The organism is Blastococcus sp. SYSU D00669 (assembly GCF_054050715.1).
Genome location: NZ_JBJGZV010000003.1, coordinates 177,045 through 199,525, shown reverse-complemented (window position 1 = coordinate 199,525; position 22,481 = coordinate 177,045). Strand labels below are relative to the sequence as shown.

The window sequence follows — 22,481 nt, the reverse complement described above, 5'->3', positions numbered from 1 at the left end:
CCGGACACGCGGCTGTCCCCCACCGCACCTCCGGCGATCGGGTGACGGCCGCGTGGCGTGGACGGCTCCGGACCGTCACAGTGGACGGGCCCACTTCCCGGGAGCCCACTGGAGGCGTCGCCGTGCCCTACTCGCTGGTCAGTGCCGCGACGCTGGGTTTCGACCTGGTGCGACTGCCCGCCGGCCGGAACGTCGCCGAGGTGCTGCTCACGGGGCTCAACGCCGACGCCGCCACCCTCGAGCGGCTGGCCGCCGCCCACCCGGGCCGGGAGGCCACCGCCGAGCAGCGCGGGGTGCTCGCCGTCCGCTCGCGCCGGGCCCGGGAGCTGGCCTCCGGGGTCCCGCACGTCAGCGGCGTGGCCGGCCGGGTGACCGGGGCCGAGGACCGCACCGCCGTCCTGGTCGAGCAGCTCGAGCGCGGCACGATCGGCAACGCCCCCACGCTGGAGCGGCTGCTGCGCGAGGACGTCCTCGGGCCGGGGCACGCCGCCGCAGTCGACGGGGACGTGCGCGCCGAGGCCGCCGACGTCCTGGCCGACGCCGCCGTCGGGTTCTGGGCGCAGGACGTGCTGCCGCCGCTGGTGCACCGCGAGCTCACCGCCGCCTACCACCGCGCCGCGGTGGGCTGGGGCGACCTGCCCGACCTCGGGCCGGCGACCGACGAGCTGGCCGGGCTGCTGACCGCCATCGCCGGGCTCGACGCCGCCGGCCGCGGTCGCTGGCGCGCCGCCGTCGACGAGGGCCGCGCCGAGCACCGCCCGTGGGCCAGCGCCATGCACGACGCGTGCTGGGCGGCGCACGTCTCCGGGCGCACCCGCACCCTGGCCGCCGCCCAGCTGCACGCCGTCCGCGCGTTCACCGCCGGCGGCTTCGACGGCCGCGACGGCGCGCACGGCGTCTGGAACGCCGTCGCCGGGTGCGTGCAGGGCGTCGCCATGGCCGACCTGCTCGACGAGAGCTCGCTCGCCGTGCTCCGCGCCCCCTGGCTGCGGGTCACCGGCGCGCAGTAGCCGTCCCCGCGCCGCACCCTTTTGTCGACAATGCGCTGAGCGCCTTTCCCGGGTCGACATCCCGACAATTCCGGGATTGGTCTCGGGTGGGTGAAGAAATGGCGGGGCGCGGCGTTTGCGCGCGTCTGTTCCGAGTCCGTCCGGTCACGCTGGCCCGGACCTGCTCAGCTGCCCCCCGCGCAGCGCCGGTGACCCGGCGCGGGGGCTCGCCCGGACGGACCCCCATGGCCCCTCGCCGCCCTGCCGGCTCCCGCAGCCCGTCGTCCCGACGGACCGGTCCGGGGCACCTCGACCGACGTGCCCTCGGTCGCCGCAGGCACCGAGGCGATGAGCACGTCGGTCCGCGAGGTCTCGCAGACCGCCACGACGGCGACGCCGGGCGAGTCGTCCGATGCGGTCCCTCAGGCCGCCGACGGGCTGTCCCGGACGGCGGACGAGCTCGTCGGGCAATTCCGGTGTTGATCCCGCAATTCAGCGGCTCTGCAGATTCCACGCATTTCCCGCTCAAGGGCGAGCGGTGGATGCCGATACAGAAAACGACAGCCTGCTGGGCTGGCGTCCAGCAGGAAGCAGGAGGACAGGCGTGGACCCGATCCGGGTGATGGTCGTCGACGACTCGGTCGTCGTACGCAAGATCGTGACCGACGTGCTGTCGGAGGACCCCGCCATCGAGGTCGTGGGCACCGCCGTCAACGGGCGGGTCGCCGTGGCGAAGCTGGAGCAGCTCAAGCCCGACCTGGTCACCATGGACATCGAGATGCCGGAGATGGACGGCATCGAGGCGGTCCGGGCGATCCGGGGCCGGGTGGGCGGGGTAGGACGCAGCCGCGTCCCGATCATCATGTTCAGCACGCTGACCGAGCGCGGCGCGTCGGCCACCCTCGACGCGCTCTCCGCCGGCGCGAACGACTACGTGACCAAGCCGGCCAACGTCGGCAGCGTGGCCCAGTCGATGGAGAGCGTGCGCGAGCAGCTCATCCCCAAGATCAAGGCCCTGCTGGGCCGGCCGGTCGGCCCCGGCCCGCGGGCCGCCGCCCCGGTCGCGGTGGCCCCGCCCCGCCCGGCCCCGCGCAGCGGGCCGCAGCGCAGGCCCGCCGTCCTGGTCATCGGCTCCTCCACCGGGGGCCCCGAGGCGCTGGCCCGCGTGCTGCCAGCGCTCCCGGCGTCGCTGCCGGTGCCGGTAGTGCTCGTGCAGCACATGCCGCCGGTCTTCACCCGCCAGTTCGCCCAGCGCCTGGACCGGCTGTGCGCCCTGCGCGTCGTCGAGGCCGTCGACGGCACCCCGCTGCAGCCCGGCACGGTGCACCTTGCCCCCGGCGACCGGCACCTCGTGGTCCGGACGTCGGCGCGCGGGCCGCACACCGCCCTGACCCAGGACCCGCCGGAGAACTTCTGCCGCCCCGCGGTCGACCCCCTCTTCCGCTCGGCCGCGGCCGCCTACGACGGCGCCGTCCTCGGGGTCGTGCTGACCGGCATGGGCGCCGACGGTCGCGCCGGCGCGGGCGTGATCCGCTCCGCCGGCGGCACGGTGCTGGCCCAGGACCAGGCGACCTCCGTGGTCTGGGGCATGCCCGGCGCGGTCACCCAGGCCGGCTACGCCGACGAGGTCCTCCCCCTTGACCGGGTCGCCGAGGCGATCGGCCGGCACCTGTCCGGCCTGACCACGGCCGCCCCCACCCCAGCAACCGTCGGAGGCCGGCGATGACACTTGCGACCACGAGCTTCGACTGGGTGCGCCAGCTGGTGCACAAGGAGAGCGCGATCGTCCTGCAGCCGGGCAAGGAGTACCTCGTCGAGGCACGCCTGCTGCCGATCGCCCGCAAGATGGGCCTGGACGACGTCGGCAAGCTCGTCGAGTCCGTGCGCACCCGGCCGAACCCGGACGCGACGCGGCGGATCGTCGAGGCGCTCACCACGAACGAGACGTCCTGGTTCCGGGACGGCGACCCGTTCACGGCGCTGACGTCCACGGTGCTGCCGGCGCTGCTGGCCGCCCGCGGTCCGGCCGAGCCGCTGAAGATCTGGTCGGCGGCCTGCTCCAGCGGGCAGGAGCCGTACACGATCGCGATGCTGCTCGAGGACGCGCTGCCCAACGCGGCGTCACGGGTCTCGATCACCGCGACCGACCTGTCCCGCGAGATGGTCGAGCGCACCCGCGCAGGGCGCTTCACCCAGCTCGAGGTCAACCGCGGCCTGCCCGCCCCGATGCTCGTCCGGCACTTCGCCCGGGCCGGCAGCGAGTGGGAGGTGGCCCCCGCCCTCAAGCGGATGGTCACCGCCTCGGAGTGCAACCTGGCCGCGCCGCTGCCGCGCATGGGCCCGTTCGACGTCGTCTACCTGCGCAACGTCCTCATCTACTTCGACCTCAGCACCAAGCAGTCGATCCTCCGGCGGGTGCGTGAGCTCATGCGTCCCGACGGCTGGCTGTTCCTGGGCGCCGCGGAGACGACCCTCGGTGTCGACGACTCATGGGAGCGGGTCGTCATCGGCCGCAGCTCCGCCTACCGCCCGCTGAAGGGGGCCTGAACGTGCGTGCACTGGTGATCGACGACTCCCGCGCCATGCGCCGGATCGTCACGCAGATCCTGGAGAACCTCGGCTACGAGGTCCGCGACGCGGGCCACGGCCGCGAGGGGCTCGACGTCCTCCACGAGGGCTGGGTCCCCGACCTGGCCACCATCGACTGGAACATGCCGGTGATGGACGGCCTGCAGTTCGTCTCGGCCGTCCGGGCCAACCCGGCCTGGCGCTCGATGACCATGATGATGGTCACCTCCGAGAGCGAGCACACCCAGATCGTGCGCGCGCTGGCCGCCGGCGCCCACGAGTACGTGATCAAGCCGTTCACGGCCGACGCGATCCGCGACAAGCTCGCGCTCCTCGGCCTGCTGCCCGAGGAGGTCGTCTCCCTGTGACCACTCTCGACACCGGGGAGCGCCGTCGCGCCAGCGACGCCCGCCCCCTCATCGCCGAGCTGATCGACGAGCCCACCATCGAGTCGATCGCCGGGGAGGCCTGGGTGGCCCTGGTCGGCGAGGACGAGTACCTGGTCCCGCTGCCGGGTGAGCTCCCCGCCGACGTCCTGTCCAGCTGGGTCGACGTCGTCGGCCCGTGGACCGGCAGCGTCGTCCTCACCACCGGCCGGCAGACCGCGGCCGAGCTGACCCGGGCCCTGCTCGGCGAGGCCGCCCCCGAGCTGCTGGAGCACGAGGACGTCGCCGACGCGTTCGGCGAGATCGCCAACGTCGTCGGCGGCAACGTCAAGGCCGCCCTCCCCGGTCCGTCCGGGCTCGGCCTGCCCGAGGTCGGCGACGCGCCGGCCGTCCGCAACCCGGCCGACGTCGTCCGCGTCGACGTCCTCTGGCGTGGCCAGCCGGTCGCCATCTCCGTGCAGGGTGCCCTCCCGGCCCTGCCCGGTTCCCACAACTGATCCGCATCACGGAAAGAGGTGTCCCTGTGAAGATCCTCGTCGCCGACGACAGCCGCGTGATGCGGCAGATCGTCATCCGAACCCTGCGCCAGGCCGGCTACGACGACCACGACATCGTCGAGGCCGAGGACGGCGTCGACGCGCTGGCCAAGGTCGGCTCCGAGCAGCCCGACCTGGTCCTGTCGGACTGGAACATGCCGAACATGACCGGGATCGAGTGCCTGCAGGCGCTGCGCTCCTCGGGGTCGAGCGTCCCGTTCGGCTTCGTCACCTCGGAGGGCTCGCAGGAGATGCGGGACAAGGCCGCCGATGCCGGCGCCCTGTTCCTCATCGCCAAGCCCTTCACCGAGGAGACGTTCAAGGACGTCCTCGACGGGGTGATCGCGTGACCACCGGGACCGTGCAGCTCCCGGCCGCCAAGGACGTCCGCGACATGCTCGCGGGCCTGCTCGGCAAGCCGGTCGCCGTCAGCCCCGGCGGTCCGGTGACCCCGACGCCGACCAGCCCGGTGTCGGTCGCCGTCTACGTCGACCCGCACATGGCGATCAACGCCCTGTGCGTCATGGACCTCGCCGTCTCCGCCTACACCGGCGGCGCGCTGGCCCTGCTGCCCCCCGGCGGCTGCCAGGACGCGGTCGAGGAGGACGGCGAGCTCACCGGCCTCATGGCCGAGGCGCTGCACGAGGTGGTGAACGTCCTCTCCGCGATGTTCAACACCCCGGGCGCCCCGCACTCGAAGCTGCACAAGCTCTTCGCCCCCGGCGACGACCTCGACCCGGACGTCGCCGGCATGCTGGCGAACTTCAACCGGATCGACCTCGTGGTCGAGGTCCCCGGCTACGGCAAGGGCGGCCTCAGCCTCGTCCTGCCGTGAGGTAGCCGCACCCTGCAGCACCACGCGCAGAGGCCGTGCGCCCGGTTCCTCCGCGGAACCGGGCGCACGGCCTCTGTTGCACGTGGAACACCCGTCACACGAGCGCGGGCGCCCGGTCCTCGTGCTCGCTGGGCAGGCAGGCCCACACGTGCTTGCAGCTGCCGTCGACGTACCAGCCGTGGGCGACCGAGAGCCGGGCCACCAGGTGCAGGCCGAGGCCGCCCTGAGCGGGGTCGCGGTCGACCGCGGGGGAGGGCATGGTCTCGGGGTCGCGGTCGCTGACGTCGAGCAGCCAGCCGCCGCTGCCGGCGACCACCGTCGCCACCACCGGGGTCCCGCCGTGCCGGAGCGCGTTGGAGGCCAGCTCGTCGAAGGCGAGGACGAGCTGCTCGGCAGCGGGATCGTCGGGGTCGCGCGGGAGACCGACGTCCCCCAGCCTGCTCCGCAGCACCGATCGTGCGGCGGGCAGCTCCCCGATCGTCCCGAGATGCCAGCGCCAGACCTCCCCGCGACCATCCGGCAACGGCCGTAATGGCCAGGTCATGCGAGCCATGCCTCCTCCGGTCGTCGTCCGTCTGCTAGGACCACTTCTCCGGTGCCCAGGAAGCCGCTCGCCCAACCACGCCGGGGGCGACCGCAGGTGAGGTCACCTCACCGGGGGGAGAGGAGGCGCACGGCGACGAGGGCGACGTCGTCCTGCGGGGTGCCGGCGAGCATGCGGTCGAGCAGCTCGTCGCAGAGCTCGGCCAGCGGGCGGCCGGCGAGCGCAGCGAGGTGTCCCGCCAGCTGCTCGAGGCCGGCGTCGATGGTGCGGCCCCGCCGTTCGACCAGCCCGTCGGTGTAGAGCAGCACCACGGCGCCCGCCGGGAGGTCGTGGGCGCGCTCGCTGCGCTCCGCGGTCGGGTCGACGCCGAGCATGAGGTCGCCGACCCGCTCGCCCAGCACGCCCACCCCGCCGTCCGGCGCGAGGACGAGCGGCGGCGGGTGACCCGCGTTGGCCCACCGCAGCGCGACCCGTCCGCCGTCCCGACCGGTCAGCCGGGCGACGGCGGCGGTGGCGAGCGTCCCGGTGTGCATCGACGCGATGGCCTCGTCGAGGCCGCGCAGCACCTCCGTGGGGCCGGCGCCGCTGTGGTGCGCGATGCCGCGCAGCAGGCCCCGCAGCTGCCCCATGGCGGCCGCCGCGGCGGTGTCGTGCCCGACCACGTCGCCGATCACGACCACCGGCGTGCCGTCGCGGAGCAGGAACGCGTCGTACCAGTCGCCGCCGACGCGGGCCGCCTCGGCGGCGGGCACGTAGCGGACGACGACCTCCGTCCCCGGCACGGTCGGGGGCTCGGTGAGCAGGCTCCGCTGCAGCGCCTCGGCGAGCTGTGCCTGCTGGTTCTGCCGGTGCACCCGCTCGATCGCCCGCCCGGCCTGCGCGGCGACCTCCCGGGCGGTGTCCAGGTCCTCCTCGCCGACCACCCGGCCAGGGTCGTGGTAGAGCGTGAGGACACCGACGGTGCGGTCGGTGGCGGGCAGGGGCAGCACGCTCGCCCGCTCGGGTCCGAGCCGCTCGAGGAGGTCGCGGGCGGGGCCGGGACCCATGAGCGCCAGCACGTCGGCGACCGGCTCGGTCGCCGACGTCCCGCCGGTCAGCGCCTGCGCCACCGGCGACGACGGCGGCAGGGTGTCCAGGCGCACCGCGGCGTAGCGGTCCAGCAGCTCCCGCCGGCGCTCGTCGGCGTGCCACGACCCGACGTCCCGGGCCCGGCCGTCCCGGTCGACGACGGTCACGATGCAGGCGTCGGTGAGCATGGGGACGACGAGGCGGGCGAGCCGGCCGAGCGCGGAGACGCCGTCGAGGGCACCGGAGACCTCCGCGTTCACCCGGGCCAGCAGGTCGAGCCGGGCGGTCGCGCGGCGGGCGGCGTCCTGCGCCCGGTGGCGGTCGGTGACGTCGAGCCAGTACACGGCCAGCCCCTCCGGGCCGGGCCAGGCGCGCACCTCGTACCAGCCGCTGCGCTCGCCGACGTAGGGCGCCTCGAACGCCACGGCATCCCCGGTGGCGACGGCCTCCCGGTAGGCGGTCTCGAACCGGCTGCCGACCATCCGGGGGTAGACCTCCCAGATCGACCGGCCGAGCAGCTCCGAGCGCGGCTCGGCGAGCATCCGGTCCATCGCGGCGTTCACGTAGGTGAACCGCCAGCCGGCGTCGAGCAGGAAGAAGCCGGCCGGCATCGACTCCAGGACGTCGGCCAGCGCCGCCTGGGGGAGCCCCGGCCCGGCCCCGGGCACGACGCGCAGGAGCGGGGGCTCCGGCTCGGGGAGCTCCGCCGGGGACTGCTGCTCGGGTGGCACCTCGCCCCCCACCGTCGGTCGTCGTCGACCCCGCTGTCGGAGCTCACCCGGTGGTGGGCCGGGAGGACAGGGAGAGTGTGGCCGCGGTCACGCCCGCTGCCAAGGATCGGCGGCGCGAGGGTCGGGCACGAAACGGTCACGTCCGGTGCGGCACGCCGATGGGGCAGAGTGGGGCCGTGCACGGGGACCCGGCGGGCGGTCCCTCGGGTGACCTGCTGGTGCAGGCGGTCGAGGGCATGGACCGTCCGCTGGTCGTCCTGGACGACGAGTGGCGCATCCGCTACGTCAACCCGGCCGGGGCGCGGGCGCTCGACCGCACCGTCGGCGGGCTGGTGGGGCGGGACATCCGGGCCGAGTTCCCCGAGGCGGTCGGCGGGCCGTTCGAGGAGCTGTGCACGCGGGTCCGGGCCACGGGGGAGTCGGGCAGCACCGAGGCGTGGTTCGCGCCCCTGGAGCGGTGGTTCCGCGCCGACGCGTTCCTCACCGATGCCGGCCTGGTGGTCACCTACGACGACGTGACCGCGCGGCGCCGGGGCGAGGCCGAGCGGGTCGCGTCGGCGCTGCGGGCCGAGGAGGCCGGGCGGCACATCATGCTGCTCGGCGACATCAACCTGGCGATGACGTCCACGACGGACATCGACGAGTCGGTGCAGCGCTTCGCCGACCTCGTCGTCCCGCTGCTGGGCGACTGGTGCCTGGTGAGCGTGATCGACCCTGACGGCCGCCGGCGCGATGTCGGTCGCGCGCACAGCGACCCGGCGCTGGCCGGGGCGATGCACCGCTACGCCGACCTGCGGGTGATCTCGAACCGCGCCGCCGCGCCGGTCCCCCGGCTCATGCGCGAGCTGGAGCCGGTGGTCGTCCAGCAGCTCACCCCGGAGCAGGTGGACGCGATGGTCGGCGACGAGGAGAGCCGCCGGGCGCTGGCCCCGCTGCGGCCGGCCGCGGCCGCCGCCTTCCCGCTGGTGGCCCGGGGCGAGCTGATCGGCGCCCTGACGCTGGTCAACGGGCCCGAGCGGGGACCGTTCACCGACGCGGAGCTGCGCACCGCCGAGGTCGCCTCGCGGCGGGCCGGGCTGGCCCTGGACAACGCGCGGCTGGCCGCGGCCAACCAGCAGGTCGCCGAGCGGCTGCAGCGCAGCCTGCTCTCCCCGCCGGTGCAGCCGGACCACCTGGAGCTGGCGGTCCGCTACCGCCCCGCCACGCGGGGCATCTCCATCGGCGGCGACTGGTACGACGCGTTCCTCCAGCCCGACGGCGACACCGTTCTCGTGATCGGCGACGTCATGGGGCACGACATCGAGGCCGCCGCCGCGATGGGGCAGGTCAAGACGCTCGTGCGCGGCATCGCCTTCGACCGGCGGGAGGAGCCCGCCGGGGTGCTGCGACGGGTCGACCACGCCCTGGTGGGCCTGTCGGTCCCGACGCTCGCCACGGCCCTGGTCTGCCGGGTGGAGCAGGACGACGGCGACCGCCGCGCCGGGCTGCGGCGGCTGCGCTGGGCCTCGGCGGGCCACCCGATGCCGATGCTCGCGCTCGCCGACGGCACCGTGCACGACCTCGAGTCGCCGGTGGGCCCGCCGCTGGGCATCGGGTGGCGCGGGCCGCGCGCCGATGGCCGGGCGCCGGTGCCGGAGGGCAGCACGCTGCTGCTGTTCACCGACGGGCTGTTCGAGCGCCGCGGCATGCTGCTCGACGAGGGGCGGGACCGCGTCCGCCGGCTGCTGGCCGACTCCGCCGCCGCTCCGCTGCCCGAGCTGTGCGACCGGCTGCTCGCCGAGCTGGTCGGCGAGCGGGTGGAGGACGACGTCGCCGTCCTCGCCGTGCGGGCGCACCCGCTGGGCGGTCCCCGGCCGCCGGAGGCCGGCCCCGAGCGGCTCCCGCCGGTCGTCCCGCCGGCCTGCTAGCGCGGCCCGGCCGCGCGCACCGCGGCGGCGATCGCGGCCACGCCCTCGGCCGCCCACACGATCGAGTCGTGGTTGGTGCCGGGCACCGGCACGGCGCGCACGCCCTGCCGGTCGGCCCCGAGCCGGGCCAGCCGGTTCTCGTCGTAGAGCCCGGGCGGCACGTCCGTCGTGCCCCGGGGCGCCCACAGCAGGGTGGCCGCGACGGGGAGGTCGGCGGTCGCCTCCAGCACCCTCTCGTTCGCCAGCAGGTCACCGCCGTCGACCCGCACCGCCTCGGGGACGACGGTGCTGTGCAGCGACGGCGGGGAGCCGGCGACGTCGCGGGCGAGGAAGGCGGCCACGGAGGGGACGTCGACCCACGGCCCGACAGTGGGGTGCCGCGCCCAGTAGGCCCGGACGGCCGCCAGGTCGGGGAAGGTGGTGGCCAGCCGGTCCAGCGTGCTGCCGAGCAGCGCGGCGAGCATCGCGTCGACGTCCTCGCCGGGTGGCTGCGGGAACGGCAGGCCGCCGTCGACGAGGACGAGGCCGCGCACCCGGTAGCGGGCCGTGCCGGAAGCGGCGAGCGTGGCGACGAAGGCGCCCATCGAGTGGCCGACGAGCACGGCGTCGCCGTAGCGGTCGAGGACGGCGCCCAGGTCGTCGGCGTGGGCGGCCAGGCCGTACGGCGGTGGCAGCGCCGCCGAGGCGGCGCGGCCGCGCAGGTCCGGCGCGAGCACCTCGAACTCCCCGGCGAGCTCGGCGGCGACGCGCGCCCACACCAGGGCGTTCGACGTGATGCCGTGCAGCAGCACCGCGGCCGGTGCGCCCGGGGCGTCCGCGGCCCAGCGCAGCACGGCGAGGTCGCCGCCCGCCACGGGCACGGTGGTCAGCTCGGGATCGCGCGGCTCGGTCATGGCGGTCTCCTACCCGGCCACCTCGATGGCGAAGGCCACCAGGAAGCCCACGCTCGCGATCACCCCGGTCCAGGTGCGCGTCCGCTCGAAGGCCTCGGGGATCATCGTGTCGGCGATCATCGTCAGTATCGCCCCGGCCGCCACGGCGGTGATCCACGCGACCGCCTCCGGCGACGCGCTGCCCAGCGCGGCGTAGCCGACCAGCGCCGCGAGGCCGCTGACCACCGCGATCCCGCCCCACAGGCCGAACACGTACCGCGCCGAGCGGCCGCTGCGCTTCATCCCCGCGGCGCTGGAGAGGCCCTCGGGGACGTTGGAGATGAACACGGCGGCGAGCATCGACAGGCTCACCCCTCCCCCGCTCAGCAGCCCGATGCCGAGCACGACCGACTCCGGGATGCCGTCGAGCAGTGCCCCGACCGCGATCGCCGTCCCGCTGCCCGCCTGCTCCTGCTCGCTGGGCATGTCCTCGTCGGGGTCCCCGCCCGAGCGCTTGCGGTGCCGGGCGCCGCGGCGGGCGAGCAGGGCGTTGGCCCCCACGTAGGCGAGCGAGCCGGCGAGGAAGCCGAACGCGGCCGCCGCGAGCCCGCCGGTCTCCGCGGCCTCCTGCATGAGGTCGAAGGCGACGGCGGAGATGAGCACGCCGGAGCCGAACGCCATGACCGACGCGATCGCCGCCTGGGGCACGCGGGCGAACCAGGCGACGAGCGCGCCCAGCACCAGGGCCGCGCCGCCCAGCAGCCCCCACAGCCCCGCCTCCAGCCACACCGGCACCGGTGGGTTCTAGCCCGGAAAAGCTCCTCTACTCGGGGTGGGAGAGGAGGTAGCGGCCGAAGTGGGGCACGGTGAAGGCGATCTGGCCCCGCTCGGCGGAGTAAACGAGGCCCTTCTTGATCAGCGAGTCGCGGGCCGGCGACAGCGACGCCGGCTTGCGCCCGAGCGAGACGGCCACCTCGGAGGTGGCGACGGCGGTGCCCTGCGGACCGCCGAGCTCGGCCATGGCGTGCATGTACTCCCGCTCGGCGGGGGTGGCCCGGTCGTAGCGGGACCCGAAGAAGCCCACTGCCAGCTCGGCCTCGGCCACCGGGGCGGCCATCGCCACGTCGGCCGCGGTGATCGGCGAGGCGGCGGCGACGTCCCAGGTGACCTTGCCGTAGGCCTGCACGAAGTACGGGTAGCCGTCGGCGGCGGCGTAGAGGGCGTCCAGGGCATCGGCCTCGAAGGTGACGTGCTCCCGCTCGGCCGGGGCCAGCAGGGCGCGGTCGGCGGCCGCCCGGTCGAGCCGGTCGATGCGCAGGTAGCGGAACAGCCGCTCGGAGTAGCTCTTGGACGCGCTGAGCACCGCGGGCAGGTGCGGCAGGCCGGCGCCGACGACGATCAGCGGCGCGCCCTGCTGGGAGAGCTCGTGGCAGGCGGCGCAGACGGCCGAGACGTCGTCGGGCTGCACGTCCTGCATCTCGTCGATGAACAGCGCGATGCCCTTGCCGACGTCGGCGGCCAGCCCGGCGGCGTCGCTGAGCAGCTCGACCAGGTCGATCTCGATGTCGCCGGAGTCGGCCCGGCCGCTGGCCGGGGGGACGTCGATGCCCGGCTGCCAGCGGTCCCGCACCTTGGCGTCCGGCTGCTGGCGCAGCGCGAAGGCCTTGACCACGCCGAGGACGGCGTCCATCGAGTCCTGGTCGGGGTGGCGCAGCTCGCGCAGCGCCATGTGCAGCGCCGAGGACACCGGACGGCGCAGCGACTGGTCCGGGCGGGCCTCGATCTTGCCCGTCCCCCAGCCGCGGCCGATCGCCGCCGAGCGCAGCTGGTTGAGCAGCACCGTCTTGCCCACCCCGCGCAGCCCGGTGAGGACCAGCGAGCGCTCGGGCCGGCCGTGGGCGATCCGCTCCAGGACGACGTCGAACGCCGACAGCTCGGTGTCGCGGCCGGCCAGCTCGGGCGGCCGCTGCCCCGCGCCGGGGGCGTAGGGGTTCCGCACGGGGTCCACGTCGAGCACCGTATGGCGCCGTCTAGCGATCGCCGTAGACATCCGTAGAACGGTGTAGCGCGTGTCGCGCGCGGGCAGCCCACCCCCATGACCGATGACGAGCTGACCCGGGACCTGCTCCAGCTGGAGCACCGCGGCTGGCAGGCCCTGAGCGACGGCAGCGGGGCGGACTTCTACGGGTCGCTGATGACCGACGACGGCGTCATGGTGCTGGCCAACGGCACGGTCGCCGACCGGGCGGCGGTCCTGGAGGCCCTGCGCGGCTCCCCGCCCTGGCAGCGCTTCGAGCTCGACAGCGCGCGGGTGGTGCCCGCCGGGGACGGCGCCGCGGTGCTGGTCTACACCGCCCGCGCCTGGCGGGAGGAGTCCGGGCCGCCCTTCGCCGGGGCCATGACGAGCACCTACGTGCGGGACGGCGACGGCTGGCGGCTGGCCGTCTACACCCAGACGCCCCTCCCCTGAGCCGCTCGACAGGTCCGTCTGCGACTGTCTACGGACGACGCTAGAGAGCGGTAGAACGGCTCAGATGCGGGTTCGGCACAGGTGGGGGCGCTAGCGTGCCACCGTGATCAAGTTCGTGCTGAAGGTCGTCATCCTGGCGGCGACCTTCTACGGGATGGCCCGCCTCCAGATTCCGGCGGGCCTGGAGGTGGTTCCGAACCCGGACGGCCCGCTGGGCGAGTTCGGCACCTACCTGTGGATCGGGCTCATCTTCGGGGTGATCAACGCGATCGTCGGTCCGATCCTGCGGCTGCTGTCGCTGCCGTTCGTGATCCTCACCCTGGGCCTGTTCCTGCTGGTCATCAACGCGGCCCTGCTGGCCATCACGGCGGGAGTGACCGATCGCCTCGACATCGCCGGTTTCGGGACGGCGCTCCTCGGCGGGCTCATCCTCGCCGTCGTCGGGTGGGTCGCCGACCAGGTGCTCGACCGCTGACGCCGCACGCGCCGGGTCGCCGTGACGGGGGCTCCGCGCGGCACTAGCGTGGGCCTCCATGGGGAGCACCACCGACGTTGCTCCGGCCACCACGGGGGACGGTGCTCCGACCGAGCTCGCCGTGCTCGAGGCCGAGCGCACCGAGAAGCGGCAACTGCTGGACCGGGCCGCGGAGACGGCCGCCGGCGAGGGGGCGCTCCCGGCCGGCTGCTCCCCCGACGACGTCCACCCGCTGCTGCAGCGCTACTACTGGAGCGAGCCGGCGGCCGAGGTGCTCGGCCACGACCCGGCGGAGCTGGCCGAGCTGGCGCTGGGCCACATGCGGCTGGCCGAGGTCCGCCCGCAGGGGTCGGCGACCGTGGACGTGCAGCGGCTCCCGGACGGTCGGGGGATCGTCCGGATCGTCACCGACGACATGCCGTTCCTCGTCGACTCGGTCACCGCCGAGGTGGTCCGCCAGGGCGTCGGGCTGGCGCACGTGGTGCACCCGGTGGTCGTCGTCCGCCGCGACGTGACCGGCCGGATCCGCGAGTTCTGCGACACCGCCTCCCCCGACGGGCTGGGACCCGACGCGGTGCCCGAGTCGTGGATGGCCGTCGTCCTCGACGGGCCGCTCGACGACGAGGCCACCGACGACCTGGTCGCCGGGCTGCGGTCGGTGCTGGCCGACGTGCGGGCCGTCGACGAGGACGCCGGCAAGCTGCGCGCCCGGGCGCTGGAGCTGGCCGACCGGCTGGAGCAGCAGGCCGGCGCGCGCCCCGGGACCGCCGATCCGGCCGCCGACCCGGCCGACGACCCCACCGAGGCCGCCGCGCTGCTGCGCTGGCTGGCCGACGGCAACTTCGTCTTCCTCGGCGCCCGCGACGTGCAGCCGGCGCCCTCGCGCGGCAAGAGCGCCGTGCGCGCCGTCCCCGGCACCGGGCTGGGGGTGCTGCGCAGCGACACCGACATGAGCGCCGCCGTCCTCGCCGCCCCGGAGGCCCGGCGCTCGACCGGCGGGCGGCTGCTCGCCGTCACCAAGGCCGACGCCCGCTCGCCGGTCCACCGGCGGGCCTGGATGGACCTCGTCGTCGTCACCCTGCCCGACGCCGACGGCAACCCCCGCCAGCACCGCCTGGTGGGGCTGTTCCCCACCGCGGCGTACACGACCAGCGTGCTCGACGTGCCGCTGGTCCGGCGGCGGGTGGCCGAGGTGATCGCCCGCTCCGGCGTGCCGGCCGACAGCCACACCGGCAAGGCGCTGCTCGACGTCCTGGAGACCTACCCGCGCGACGACCTCGTCCAGGTCACCACCGACGAGCTGCTGCCGGTCGCCATGGCGGTGCTCTACCTGCAGGAGCGCCGCCAGACCCGGCTGTTCCTGCGCCGCGACCCGGCCGCGCGGTTCTGGTCGGCGCTGGTCTACCTGCCGCGCGACCGCTACACCACCGAGGTCCGCACCCGCATGCAGCAGGTGCTGCTCGAGCGGCTGGGCGGCACCTCGATCGAGTACACCGCCTGGTCGACCGAGTCGGTGCTCACCCGGCTGCACTTCGTCGTCCGGGTGCCGCAGGGCCGCCGGGGCGCGCCGAAGCCGCCCGACGTCGACGCCGAGGCGCTGCAGGCCGAGCTGGCCGCGGTCGCCCGCAGCTGGACCGACGAGCTGTCCGACGCCCTGCACGCCGTGCACGAGCCGGTCGAGGCCGAGCGGCTGCTGGCCCGGGTCGCCGACGCCTTCCCGGCCGCCTACCAGGAGGACTTCCCGGCCGCCCGCGCGGTCGAGGACATCGGCCGGCTCGAGGAGCTGCAGCCGGGTGGGATGGCGCTGCGGCTCTGGTCGCCGCAGGGCGCCGACCCCGCCGAGCGGCGGCTGACGATCTACCGGGTCGGGCAGCGGCTGCTGCTCTCCGACGTGCTGCCGGTGCTGCAGCACATGGGCGTCGACGTCGTCGACGAGCGGCCGTACGAGATCGACCGGATCGGCGCCCCGCTGGCGTGGATCTACGACTTCGGCCTGACCACGACGGTGGCCGACCTGCCGCTGCTGCGCTCGCTGCCCGAGCGGTTCACCGAGGCGGTGTCCGCCGTGTGGCGCGGCGACGCCGAGGACGACGGGCTCGGCGCGCTGGTGCTCCTCGCCGGGCTGAACTGGCGCCAGGTCACCGTGGTGCGGGCCTACGTGCAGTGGCTGCGCCAGACCGGGCTGCCGTTCGGGCAGGGCTACGTCGAGTCGACGCTGGCCGCGCACCCGGAGATCGTCGGCCGGCTGGTCGCGCTGTTCGAGACCCGCTTCTCCCCCGGCCGCGACTCCGGGCGGGCGGCGCGGCAGGAGGAGCTGATCGCCGCGCTGCGCCGGTCGATCGGCGAGGTGGCCTCCCTCGACGCCGACCGCGTGCTGTCGGCGCTGCTGGCGGCCGTCGTCGCCACCCAGCGCACCACCTACTACGCCCTGTCTTCCCCCCACCCGCCGCCGCTGGCCCTCAAGCTCGACCCGTCGCAGGTGCCCGACCTGCCCGAACCGCGGCCGTGGCGCGAGGTCTGGGTCAGCTCGCCGCGGGTGATGGGCGTGCACCTGCGCTTCGGCGCGGTCGCCCGCGGCGGGCTGCGCTGGTCGGACCGCCGGGAGGACCTGCGCACCGAGGTGCTCGGCCTGGTGAAGGCGCAGATGGTGAAGAACACCGTCATCGTGCCGACCGGCGCCAAGGGCGGGTTCGTGGTCAAGCGCCCGCCGGGCGAGGGCGCCTCCCGCGACGACGTCCTGGCCGAGGGCATCGCCTGCTACAAGCTGTTCATCGGGGCGCTGCTGTCGCTCACCGACAACCTGGTGGAGGGCCGGGTCGTCCCGCCCGAGCGGGTGGTGCGCCACGACGGCGACGACACCTACCTCGTCGTCGCGGCCGACAAGGGGACGGCGACGTTCTCCGACATCGCCAACGGGGTGGCGGTCGAGCGCGGGTTCTGGCTGGGCGACGCCTTCGCCTCCGGCGGCTCGGTGGGCTACGACCACAAGGCCATGGGCATCACCGCCCGCGGCGCCTGGGAGTCGGTCACCCGGCACTTCCGCGAGCTCGGCGTCGACGTGCAGACCGAGGACTTCACCGTTGTCGGGATCGGCGACATGTCCGGTGACGTGTTCGGCAACGGGATGCTGCTGTCGGAGCACATCCGGCTGGTCGGCGCCTTCGACCACCGGCACGTCTTCGTCGACCCCTCCCCCGACGCGGCGGCGTCGTTCGCCGAGCGGCGCCGCCTGTTCGCGCTGCCCCGCTCGTCGTGGGCCGACTACGACCCGGCGCTGATCAGCGCGGGCGGCGGGGTGTGGCCCCGCACGGCGAAGGCGGTGCCGGTCTCGCCGGAGGTGCGGGCGGCGCTCGGCCTGGACGACGACGTGGACACGCTCACCCCCACCGAGCTGATCCGGGCGATCCTGCTGGCACCGGCCGATCTGCTGTTCAACGGCGGCATCGGCACCTACGTCAAGGCGCGCGACGAGAGCGACCTGGAGGTCGGCGACAAGGCCAACGACGCCGTCCGGGTGGACGGCGAGCAGCTGCGGGTGCGCGTGGTCGCCGAGGGCGGCAACCTCGGCCTGACCCAGCGCGGGCGCGTGGAGTACGCGCTGGCCGGCGGCCGGATCAACACCGACGCGATCGACAACTCCGCCGGCGTCGACACCTCCGACCACGAGGTCAACATCAAGATCGCGCTGAACCGGGTGGTGGACGACGGCGCGCTCGACGCCGCCGGCCGGGCCGCGCTGCTCGGCGAGATGGCCGACGAGGTCGCCGCCGCCGTCCTGACGGACAACCACGCGCAGAACGCGGCGCTGGCCACCGAGGTCAGCTCGGCCCGGTCGCTGCTCGACGCGCACGAGCGGTTCATCCGCGCGCTGGAGCGCGGCGGGCGGCTCAACCGCGCCGTGGAGTTCCTGCCCGACGAGCGCGGGCTCACCGAGCGCCGGCGCGACGGTCAGGCGCTCACCGGCCCGGAGCTGTCGGTGCTGCTGGCCTACGCGAAGCTCGAGACCGGGGACGCCGTCCTCTCCTCGGCGCTGCCCGACGACGCGGCGCTGGAGGACCTGCTCGTCGAGTACTTCCCGACGGCGCTGCGGGCGCGGTTCCCGGCCGCGCTGACCGCGCACCCGCTGCGGCGGGAGATCGTGGCGACGGCGGTGACGAACCGGGCGGTGAACGTCGCCGGGGTCACCGGGCTGTTCCGGCTGGCCGAGGAGACCGGTGTGCCGCTGGCCGCCGTGGTGCGCGCGCACGCGGTGGCGCTGGCCGTGTTCGACGTCGACCGGCTGTGGTCGGCGGTGCGGCCGCTGGACAACCAGGTGCCGGCGACGGCGCAGGTGGAGCTGCGCACCGAGGCGACCCGGCTGGCCGAGCGGGCGGCGCGCTGGCTGCTGCGGCTGCCCGACCTGACCGGCGAGCAGCCGGCGTCGCTGGCCGCGGTGACGGAGCGGTTCGGCCCGTCGGTGGCCGCCGTCCGCGCGGGGCTGCCGCACTGGCTGCTCGGCGCCGAGGCGCACGCCTACGCCGAGCGGGCCGCCCGGCTGGAGTCGGCCGGGGTGCCGGCCGAGCTGGCCGCCCAGGTGGCCGCCGCTCCCCTGCTGCCGTCCGCGCTGGACCTGGCAGTGGTCGCCGAGCGGACCGGCGCGCCCATCGCCCAGGCCGGCCAGGTGCTGCAGCGGCTGGCCGACCGGCTCTCGCTGGTGCCGCTGCGCGAGCTGATCATCGCGCTGCCCCGCGACCGGCGGTGGAACTCGATGGCGCGGGCCACCCTGCGCGACGACCTCGCCGCCGAGCAGGCCGCGCTCACCGCCGACGTGCTGGCGCTGCGGGCCGGGGACGACGACAGCCCTGCCGACCTGGTGGGGGCGTGGGCGTCCGGCTGGGACGCCGGCCAGCGCCGCGCCGCCGCGCAGCTGACCGACATCGCGTCCGGGGACCGGCAGGAGCTGGCCGAGCTCCTGGTGGCGGTCCGCACCCTGCGCGGCCTCCGCCGCCGCTGACGGTCGGCGGCGACGATCAGCTGAGCTGATCGCAGAGGTTCCTCCCCACGGTGCGGCGTGAGGGAGGACCTGTTGCGGCGAGGGAGGACGTCGCCCGCGCGTCGCCCTCGCCGTGTGGTCGCCACCTCCACGGTGTGCCGCGCGGGTCGTGACCATGACGCGAGGGATGCCGGGACGGCGAGGTGACCGGAGCGGCTGCCGGCACGGGTTCTCCGGCTGCGCTAGGGGCGTCTCGGACCGTCTAGCGGGACGGCTAGAGAGTCGTAGAACGGGTCAGAGGGCCGGACGGCGTTCGCCGAAGCGGGTCGCCTGCTCGAAGGCGTGGCCCACCTCGAGCACGCGGCGGTCGGCGCGCGGCGGCCCCACGATCTGCAGCCCCACCGGCAGGCCGTCCGGCGTGAAGCCGCCCGGCACCGACAGCGCGGGGCACCCGGTGGGCGTGATGAGCGTGCAGGAGCGCATCCACTCCAGGTAGTTCTCCTGCGGCACCCCGCCGATCTCGGTCGGGTACTCCAGCTCCACCGGGAAGGGCAGCACCTGCGTCGTCGGCGCCAGCAGAACGTCGTAGCGCTCGAAGAACGCCACGACCCGCTCGTACAGCTGGGTGTGCGCCACCTCGGCCCGGGCGATGTCGGCGCCGGTGAGCTTCGCGCCCATCTCCGCGTTCCAGCGGATGCTCTCCTTGACCAGCTCCGGGTGCCGGCGCGACTTCTCCAGGTGCGCCTGCTCGAACAGCCAGGCCCGCAGCGTGCCGAACACGTCGTCGGCGCCCGACAGGTCCGGGCAGTCCTCCTCCACCGACGCGCCCAGCTCGGCGAACACCTGCACCGACTGCGCCAGCGCGGCGGTCACCGCCGGGTCCACGGTCACCCGGCCGCCGAGGTCGGGCGCCCAGGCCACCCGCAGCCCGGCCGGCGAGGCGTCGAGCGGCTCCCCGAACGCGGACCCCGGCTTCTCCAGCGAGATCGGCACCCGCGGGTCCGGCCCGGCGATCGCCGACAGCTGCAGCGCGACGTCGGCCACCGTCCGCCCCATCGGCCCCTGGACCGACAGCGTCGACCAGCCGAGCGGCGACGGCCAGGTCGGCACCCGCCCCGGCGTCGGCCGCAGCCCGACGACGTTGCAGAACGCCGCCGGGTTGCGCAGCGAGCCGCCCATGTCCGACCCCTCGGCCAGCGGCACCAGCCCGGCGGCCAGCGCGGCGGCCGCTCCCCCGCTCGACCCGCCCGCCGACAGCCCCTGCCGGTAGGGGTTGTGGGTCACGCCGAAGAGCGGGTTGAAGGTGTGCGAGCCGGCCGCGAACTCGGGCACGTTCGTCTTGCCCACCCGCACCGCACCGGCCGCCCGCAGCCGGGCCACCACGAGCTCGTCGCGCGCCGGCACCGTCTCCGCGAACAGCGGCGAGCCCCACGTCGTCCGCATCCCGCCGGTCGCGTGGGTGTCCTTGTGCGCCACCGGCAGCCCGTGCAGCGGGCCGACGTCCTCGCCGGCCGCCAGCGCTGCGTCGGCGGCGTCGGCCGCCGCCCGTGCGCCGTCGACGTCCAGCGTCACGATCGCGTTGACGGCGGGGTTCACCCGCTCGATCCGGTCGAGGTGGGCGTCCAGCAGCTCGCGCGCGGAGATCTCGCGGGTGCGGACCAGCCCGGCCAGCTCCGTCGCCGGCCGGAAGCAGAGTTCTGCGTCTGGGTGGAGGCTCACCCCGCGAGGTTCCCACGCTGGGCGCGCGTCGTGACCACCTGGTCGGCCGGGACGACGAGGACCAGCGCGTCGCCGCCGCCGGACTCGACCGCCCACCCGTTGCGCCGGAGCAGCGCCCGCAGCCGGCCGGCGTCGGCGGGCTCGGCCGTCGTCGTCGCCAGGAAGCGCGCCAGCCGGCCCTTGTGCGCCTTGTTGAAGTGGCTGACCACCGCCCGCGAGCCGTCGGGGCGCTCGCTCAGCACCGTCACGGTGACCGCACCCGGCACCGGCGCCAGCTGCGCGTACGACCCGCTGCGCAGGTCCACCACCAGGTCGTCCACCTCGGCCAGCACCGCGCCGAGCGCCGGCTTCCACAGCGCCCGCAGCGTCGGCAGCCCGGGCAGCTGCGAGGCCGCGGAGAGGCGGTACGGGGGGATCCGGTCGCCGTCCCGCACCAGGCCGAACAGCGCGGACCCGACGGCCAGCCGGCCGGCCGCGCGCGAGCGCTGCGCCTTCGTCATCGACCGGACGTCGAGGGCGTCGTAGAGGACGCCGGTGTAGCGCTCCAGGGCCGGCGCGGTCGCCGCCGTGCGCAGTGCGGCGTTGCGGGCGATCTCGCCGTCCTGCTGCGCCGAGAGGCCGAGGGCGGCCCGGGACGCGGGGACGTCGTCGGCGAGCGCCACCAGCGCCTCGACCAGCTGCGCCCGCACGGGGGTCAGCGACGGCGAGGAGAGGGCGGAGAGGTCGAGGGGGGCGCCGGAACCGCCCGGCGACTTGGTCTCGGACGGGGGGAGCAGCACGAGCACGAGGAACCAGACTAGGTCCAGTAGAGGAAGCGGGCCTGCGGCAGGCGGTCGGCGACCGCTGCCTCGAACCAGCTCCGCAGCTCGGCCATCGTCTCCTTGGGGTAGACGTGCTTGACCGACCCGAACTTCCCCCGCTTGGTGGTCCGCTGCTTCTCATCCATCTCCAGCTTCGTCCGCGGGTACCAGTCGAGCAGCGTCGCCTTGCTGCCGGGCGTGAACCGGTGCGTGATGCACTCCACGGTCAGGTCGGCCCCGGCCGGCAGCGCCGCGGCCACCGCGTCGAGCAGGGCGCCGTACTCCTCGCGCCACCCGTCGACCGGCATGATCGGCGCGAGGGTCAGCCCGACCGGGTAGCCGGCGGCGGCGACGGCGCCGAGGGCCGCGATCCGGCCGTCGACGGGCGACGTGGCGCCCTCGAAGCGGCGGGCCACCGAGGCCGCGTTCAGGGAGAAGCGCAGCCGGGTGCGGCCGCCGTGCGGCAGGTCGAGCAGGCCGGCGACGTCGTCGAACTTGGTGGTGGCGCGCAGCTGCACCGGACCCGCCCAGGGGTGCGTGCCGAAGTGGCCGATCATCGTGGCGAGCCCGCCGGTCAGGTGCTCGAGCGCCAGCGGGTCGGTGTAGCAGGACGCCTCGAACGTCGTCCCCTCCCCACCCCGCTCCGCCGTGCCGGACGTCACGGCACCCCGGCCGACGTACCCGTCGAGGTCGTCGAGCGCCTCGTCGAGGTCGGCGAACACGCGGGTGATCGGCGGCCCCGAGAGCGAGCCGGCGAGGTAGCAGTACTGGCAGTGCGCGGGGCAGCCCTCGGCCAGGTCGAAGCGCCAGTCCGCGGACGGCGGGATCGGCTGCAGCCGGCGCTTGGACGGCGGGGGGACGACGACGGCGAGGGTGTCCTTGGCCGCCGTGAAGGCCGCGCGGTCGCCGTCGCCGCGCAGGGACGGCAGCCGGTCACCGGGCAGCAGGTCGACGTCCTCGACCCCGGCCGCCTCCAGCCGGCGCAGGACGCGCTGCCCGTGCGGCCGCTCGGCGGCGGAGCGGGTGACCAGGACGCGGCGGGGCGTCCACACGCGGGTGGGGGCGGGGAGCGGGGCGGCGACCATCACCAGGGAGAACGCCCCCGCGGGGGGCTGCCTGCCCGGCGGCCCGGTGACGTCGGGCACCCGGCTCACACGGGCGCGGGTACGCCCCCGATCTGCACCATCAGGCCGAGGAAGTCGGCCGTCGTCCAGCGCTCGACCACCCGGTCGCCCCGGAACCGCATGATCGTGATGCCTGGCAGCACGTACATGCGGCCGGTCGCCGGCACGCCGAGGAACTCGCCGCGGTGCTCGCCGGCCACGGTGAACCGGCAGCTGTAGTAGTCGCCGTCGACCAGGGCCTCGTGGAACTCGAGCTGGGGGTTGGGCCGCTCCGGGGAGCCGAGCGCCGCCCACAGCGTCCGGTAGAACTCGGCGAGGGAGGCCTTGTCCATGGGCTCCGGCGAGGCCCCGTGGAACCTCAGGTCGTCGGCGTATAGCTCCAGGTAGCCGGGCATGTCCCCGGCGTTCCACCGGAGGCGGGCCTCCTCGACGCGAGCGGCGGACGCGGCCATGGTTCCTCCCGGGTGCTCGGCTGCCGGGAACGT

General features: G+C 75.3%; 20 protein-coding genes. 11 read left to right on the top strand and 9 right to left on the bottom strand.

The genetic code is table 11. The features are described from left to right. Positions 1-122: 122 nt before the first annotated feature. From ACI8AF_RS04390 to ACI8AF_RS04360, 7 genes are all read left to right on the top strand, one after another. Positions 123-1,010 carry a hypothetical protein gene (locus tag ACI8AF_RS04390; protein WP_456538450.1) on the top strand — a complete coding sequence of 296 codons (888 nt, stop codon included), beginning with the start codon at positions 123-125 and terminating at the stop codon, positions 1,008-1,010. Positions 1,011-1,593: 583 nt separating this feature from the next. Further along, positions 1,594-2,715 carry a protein-glutamate methylesterase/protein-glutamine glutaminase gene (locus ACI8AF_RS04385; RefSeq protein WP_456538449.1) on the top strand — a complete coding sequence of 374 codons (1,122 nt, stop codon included), beginning with the start codon at positions 1,594-1,596 and terminating at the stop codon, positions 2,713-2,715. Further along, positions 2,712-3,536, top strand: a complete 825-nt coding sequence (locus ACI8AF_RS04380) for a CheR family methyltransferase (protein ID WP_456538448.1) — start codon at positions 2,712-2,714, stop codon at positions 3,534-3,536. Before ACI8AF_RS04385 ends, ACI8AF_RS04380 begins: the two co-directional genes overlap by 4 nt. 2 nt (positions 3,537-3,538) lie before the next feature. Continuing rightward, a complete protein-coding gene (locus ACI8AF_RS04375) occupies positions 3,539-3,925 on the top strand; it encodes a response regulator (RefSeq protein WP_456538447.1) in 387 nt (128 codons plus the stop codon). Further along, positions 3,922-4,440, top strand: a complete 519-nt coding sequence (locus ACI8AF_RS04370) for a chemotaxis protein CheX (RefSeq protein WP_456538446.1) — start codon at positions 3,922-3,924, stop codon at positions 4,438-4,440. The genes ACI8AF_RS04375 and ACI8AF_RS04370 overlap by 4 nt, the downstream gene beginning before the upstream one ends. A gap of 26 nt (positions 4,441-4,466) precedes the next feature. Further along, on the top strand, positions 4,467-4,829 hold the full coding sequence (locus ACI8AF_RS04365) for a response regulator (protein WP_456538445.1): 363 nt from the start codon (positions 4,467-4,469) through the stop codon (positions 4,827-4,829). After that, a complete protein-coding gene (locus ACI8AF_RS04360) occupies positions 4,826-5,314 on the top strand; it encodes a hypothetical protein (protein ID WP_456538444.1) in 489 nt (162 codons plus the stop codon). Before ACI8AF_RS04365 ends, ACI8AF_RS04360 begins: the two co-directional genes overlap by 4 nt. Before the next feature lie 94 nt (positions 5,315-5,408). Here the strand turns inward: ACI8AF_RS04360 and ACI8AF_RS04355 are convergent, their stop codons facing one another. Together ACI8AF_RS04355 and ACI8AF_RS04350 are read right to left on the bottom strand one after the other, a co-directional pair. Further along, a complete protein-coding gene (locus tag ACI8AF_RS04355) occupies positions 5,409-5,765 on the bottom strand; it encodes an ATP-binding protein (protein WP_456538443.1) in 357 nt (118 codons plus the stop codon). Between the two features lie 200 nt (positions 5,766-5,965). Further along, positions 5,966-7,657, bottom strand: coding sequence for a SpoIIE family protein phosphatase (locus tag ACI8AF_RS04350; RefSeq protein WP_456538442.1), 1,692 nt, complete (start codon positions 7,655-7,657; stop codon positions 5,966-5,968). A gap of 176 nt (positions 7,658-7,833) precedes the next feature. Between ACI8AF_RS04350 and ACI8AF_RS04345 the strand changes: the two genes are divergently transcribed. Further along, complete coding sequence (locus ACI8AF_RS04345; RefSeq protein WP_456538441.1) at positions 7,834-9,564, top strand: SpoIIE family protein phosphatase; 1,731 nt, start codon at positions 7,834-7,836, stop codon at positions 9,562-9,564. Here ACI8AF_RS04345 and ACI8AF_RS04340 read toward each other — a convergent pair. Genes ACI8AF_RS04340 through ACI8AF_RS04330 form a run of 3 tightly spaced genes read right to left on the bottom strand, consistent with a single transcriptional unit; the run spans position 9,561 to position 12,444 of the window. Then, positions 9,561-10,457 carry an alpha/beta fold hydrolase gene (locus ACI8AF_RS04340; protein ID WP_456538440.1) on the bottom strand — a complete coding sequence of 299 codons (897 nt, stop codon included), beginning with the start codon at positions 10,455-10,457 and terminating at the stop codon, positions 9,561-9,563. The two genes, ACI8AF_RS04345 and ACI8AF_RS04340, sit on opposite strands and share 4 nt — an antisense overlap. A 9-nt stretch (positions 10,458-10,466) precedes the next feature. After that, a complete protein-coding gene (locus ACI8AF_RS04335; protein WP_456538439.1) occupies positions 10,467-11,231 on the bottom strand; it encodes a ZIP family metal transporter in 765 nt (254 codons plus the stop codon). Positions 11,232-11,259: 28 nt separating this feature from the next. Next, positions 11,260-12,444, bottom strand: a complete 1,185-nt coding sequence (locus ACI8AF_RS04330; RefSeq protein ID WP_456538438.1) for an AAA family ATPase — start codon at positions 12,442-12,444, stop codon at positions 11,260-11,262. A gap of 87 nt (positions 12,445-12,531) precedes the next feature. Here ACI8AF_RS04330 and ACI8AF_RS04325 point away from each other — a divergent pair, with 87 nt between their 5' ends. The 3 genes from ACI8AF_RS04325 to ACI8AF_RS04315 all read left to right on the top strand — a co-directional run bounded on the left by ACI8AF_RS04325 (position 12,532) and on the right by ACI8AF_RS04315 (position 18,374). Next, positions 12,532-12,906, top strand: coding sequence for a nuclear transport factor 2 family protein (locus ACI8AF_RS04325; RefSeq protein WP_456538437.1), 375 nt, complete (start codon positions 12,532-12,534; stop codon positions 12,904-12,906). Between the two features lie 103 nt (positions 12,907-13,009). After that, positions 13,010-13,381, top strand: coding sequence for a phage holin family protein (locus ACI8AF_RS04320; RefSeq protein WP_456538436.1), 372 nt, complete (start codon positions 13,010-13,012; stop codon positions 13,379-13,381). 58 nt (positions 13,382-13,439) lie between these two features. After that, complete coding sequence (locus tag ACI8AF_RS04315; RefSeq protein ID WP_456538435.1) at positions 13,440-18,374, top strand: NAD-glutamate dehydrogenase; 4,935 nt, start codon at positions 13,440-13,442, stop codon at positions 18,372-18,374. Between the two features lie 273 nt (positions 18,375-18,647). On the opposite strand, the gene ACI8AF_RS04310 is transcribed toward ACI8AF_RS04315, so the two are convergent. Genes ACI8AF_RS04310 through ACI8AF_RS04295 form a run of 4 tightly spaced genes read right to left on the bottom strand, consistent with a single transcriptional unit; the run spans position 18,648 to position 22,448 of the window. Beyond that, positions 18,648-20,072 (bottom strand): amidase, encoded by a 1,425-nt coding sequence (locus ACI8AF_RS04310; protein WP_456538434.1) that lies wholly within the window; start codon positions 20,070-20,072, stop codon positions 18,648-18,650. Next, positions 20,069-20,857: a peroxide stress protein YaaA gene (gene yaaA, locus ACI8AF_RS04305; protein ID WP_456538433.1), complete on the bottom strand. Its 789-nt coding sequence runs from the start codon at positions 20,855-20,857 to the stop codon at positions 20,069-20,071. The genes ACI8AF_RS04310 and yaaA overlap by 4 nt, the downstream gene beginning before the upstream one ends. 11 nt (positions 20,858-20,868) lie before the next feature. Then, a complete protein-coding gene (locus tag ACI8AF_RS04300) occupies positions 20,869-22,026 on the bottom strand; it encodes a spore photoproduct lyase family protein (protein ID WP_456538432.1) in 1,158 nt (385 codons plus the stop codon). Beyond that, complete coding sequence (locus ACI8AF_RS04295) at positions 22,023-22,448, bottom strand: ester cyclase (RefSeq protein ID WP_456538431.1); 426 nt, start codon at positions 22,446-22,448, stop codon at positions 22,023-22,025. The genes ACI8AF_RS04300 and ACI8AF_RS04295 overlap by 4 nt, the downstream gene beginning before the upstream one ends. Positions 22,449-22,481 lie beyond the last annotated feature (33 nt).

Excerpts from the sequence above, each read along its gene's own strand:
- ACI8AF_RS04325 (WP_456538437.1), top strand. The coding sequence starts at position 12,532 with ATGACCGATGACGAGCTGACCCGGGACCTGCTCCAGCTGGAGCACCGC.
- ACI8AF_RS04340 (WP_456538440.1), bottom strand. The coding sequence starts at position 10,457 with ATGACCGAGCCGCGCGATCCCGAGCTGACCACCGTGCCCGTGGCGGGC.
- ACI8AF_RS04315 (WP_456538435.1), top strand. The coding sequence starts at position 13,440 with ATGGGGAGCACCACCGACGTTGCTCCGGCCACCACGGGGGACGGTGCT.
- ACI8AF_RS04380 (WP_456538448.1), top strand. The coding sequence starts at position 2,712 with ATGACACTTGCGACCACGAGCTTCGACTGGGTGCGCCAGCTGGTGCAC.
- ACI8AF_RS04295 (WP_456538431.1), bottom strand. The coding sequence starts at position 22,448 with ATGGCCGCGTCCGCCGCTCGCGTCGAGGAGGCCCGCCTCCGGTGGAAC.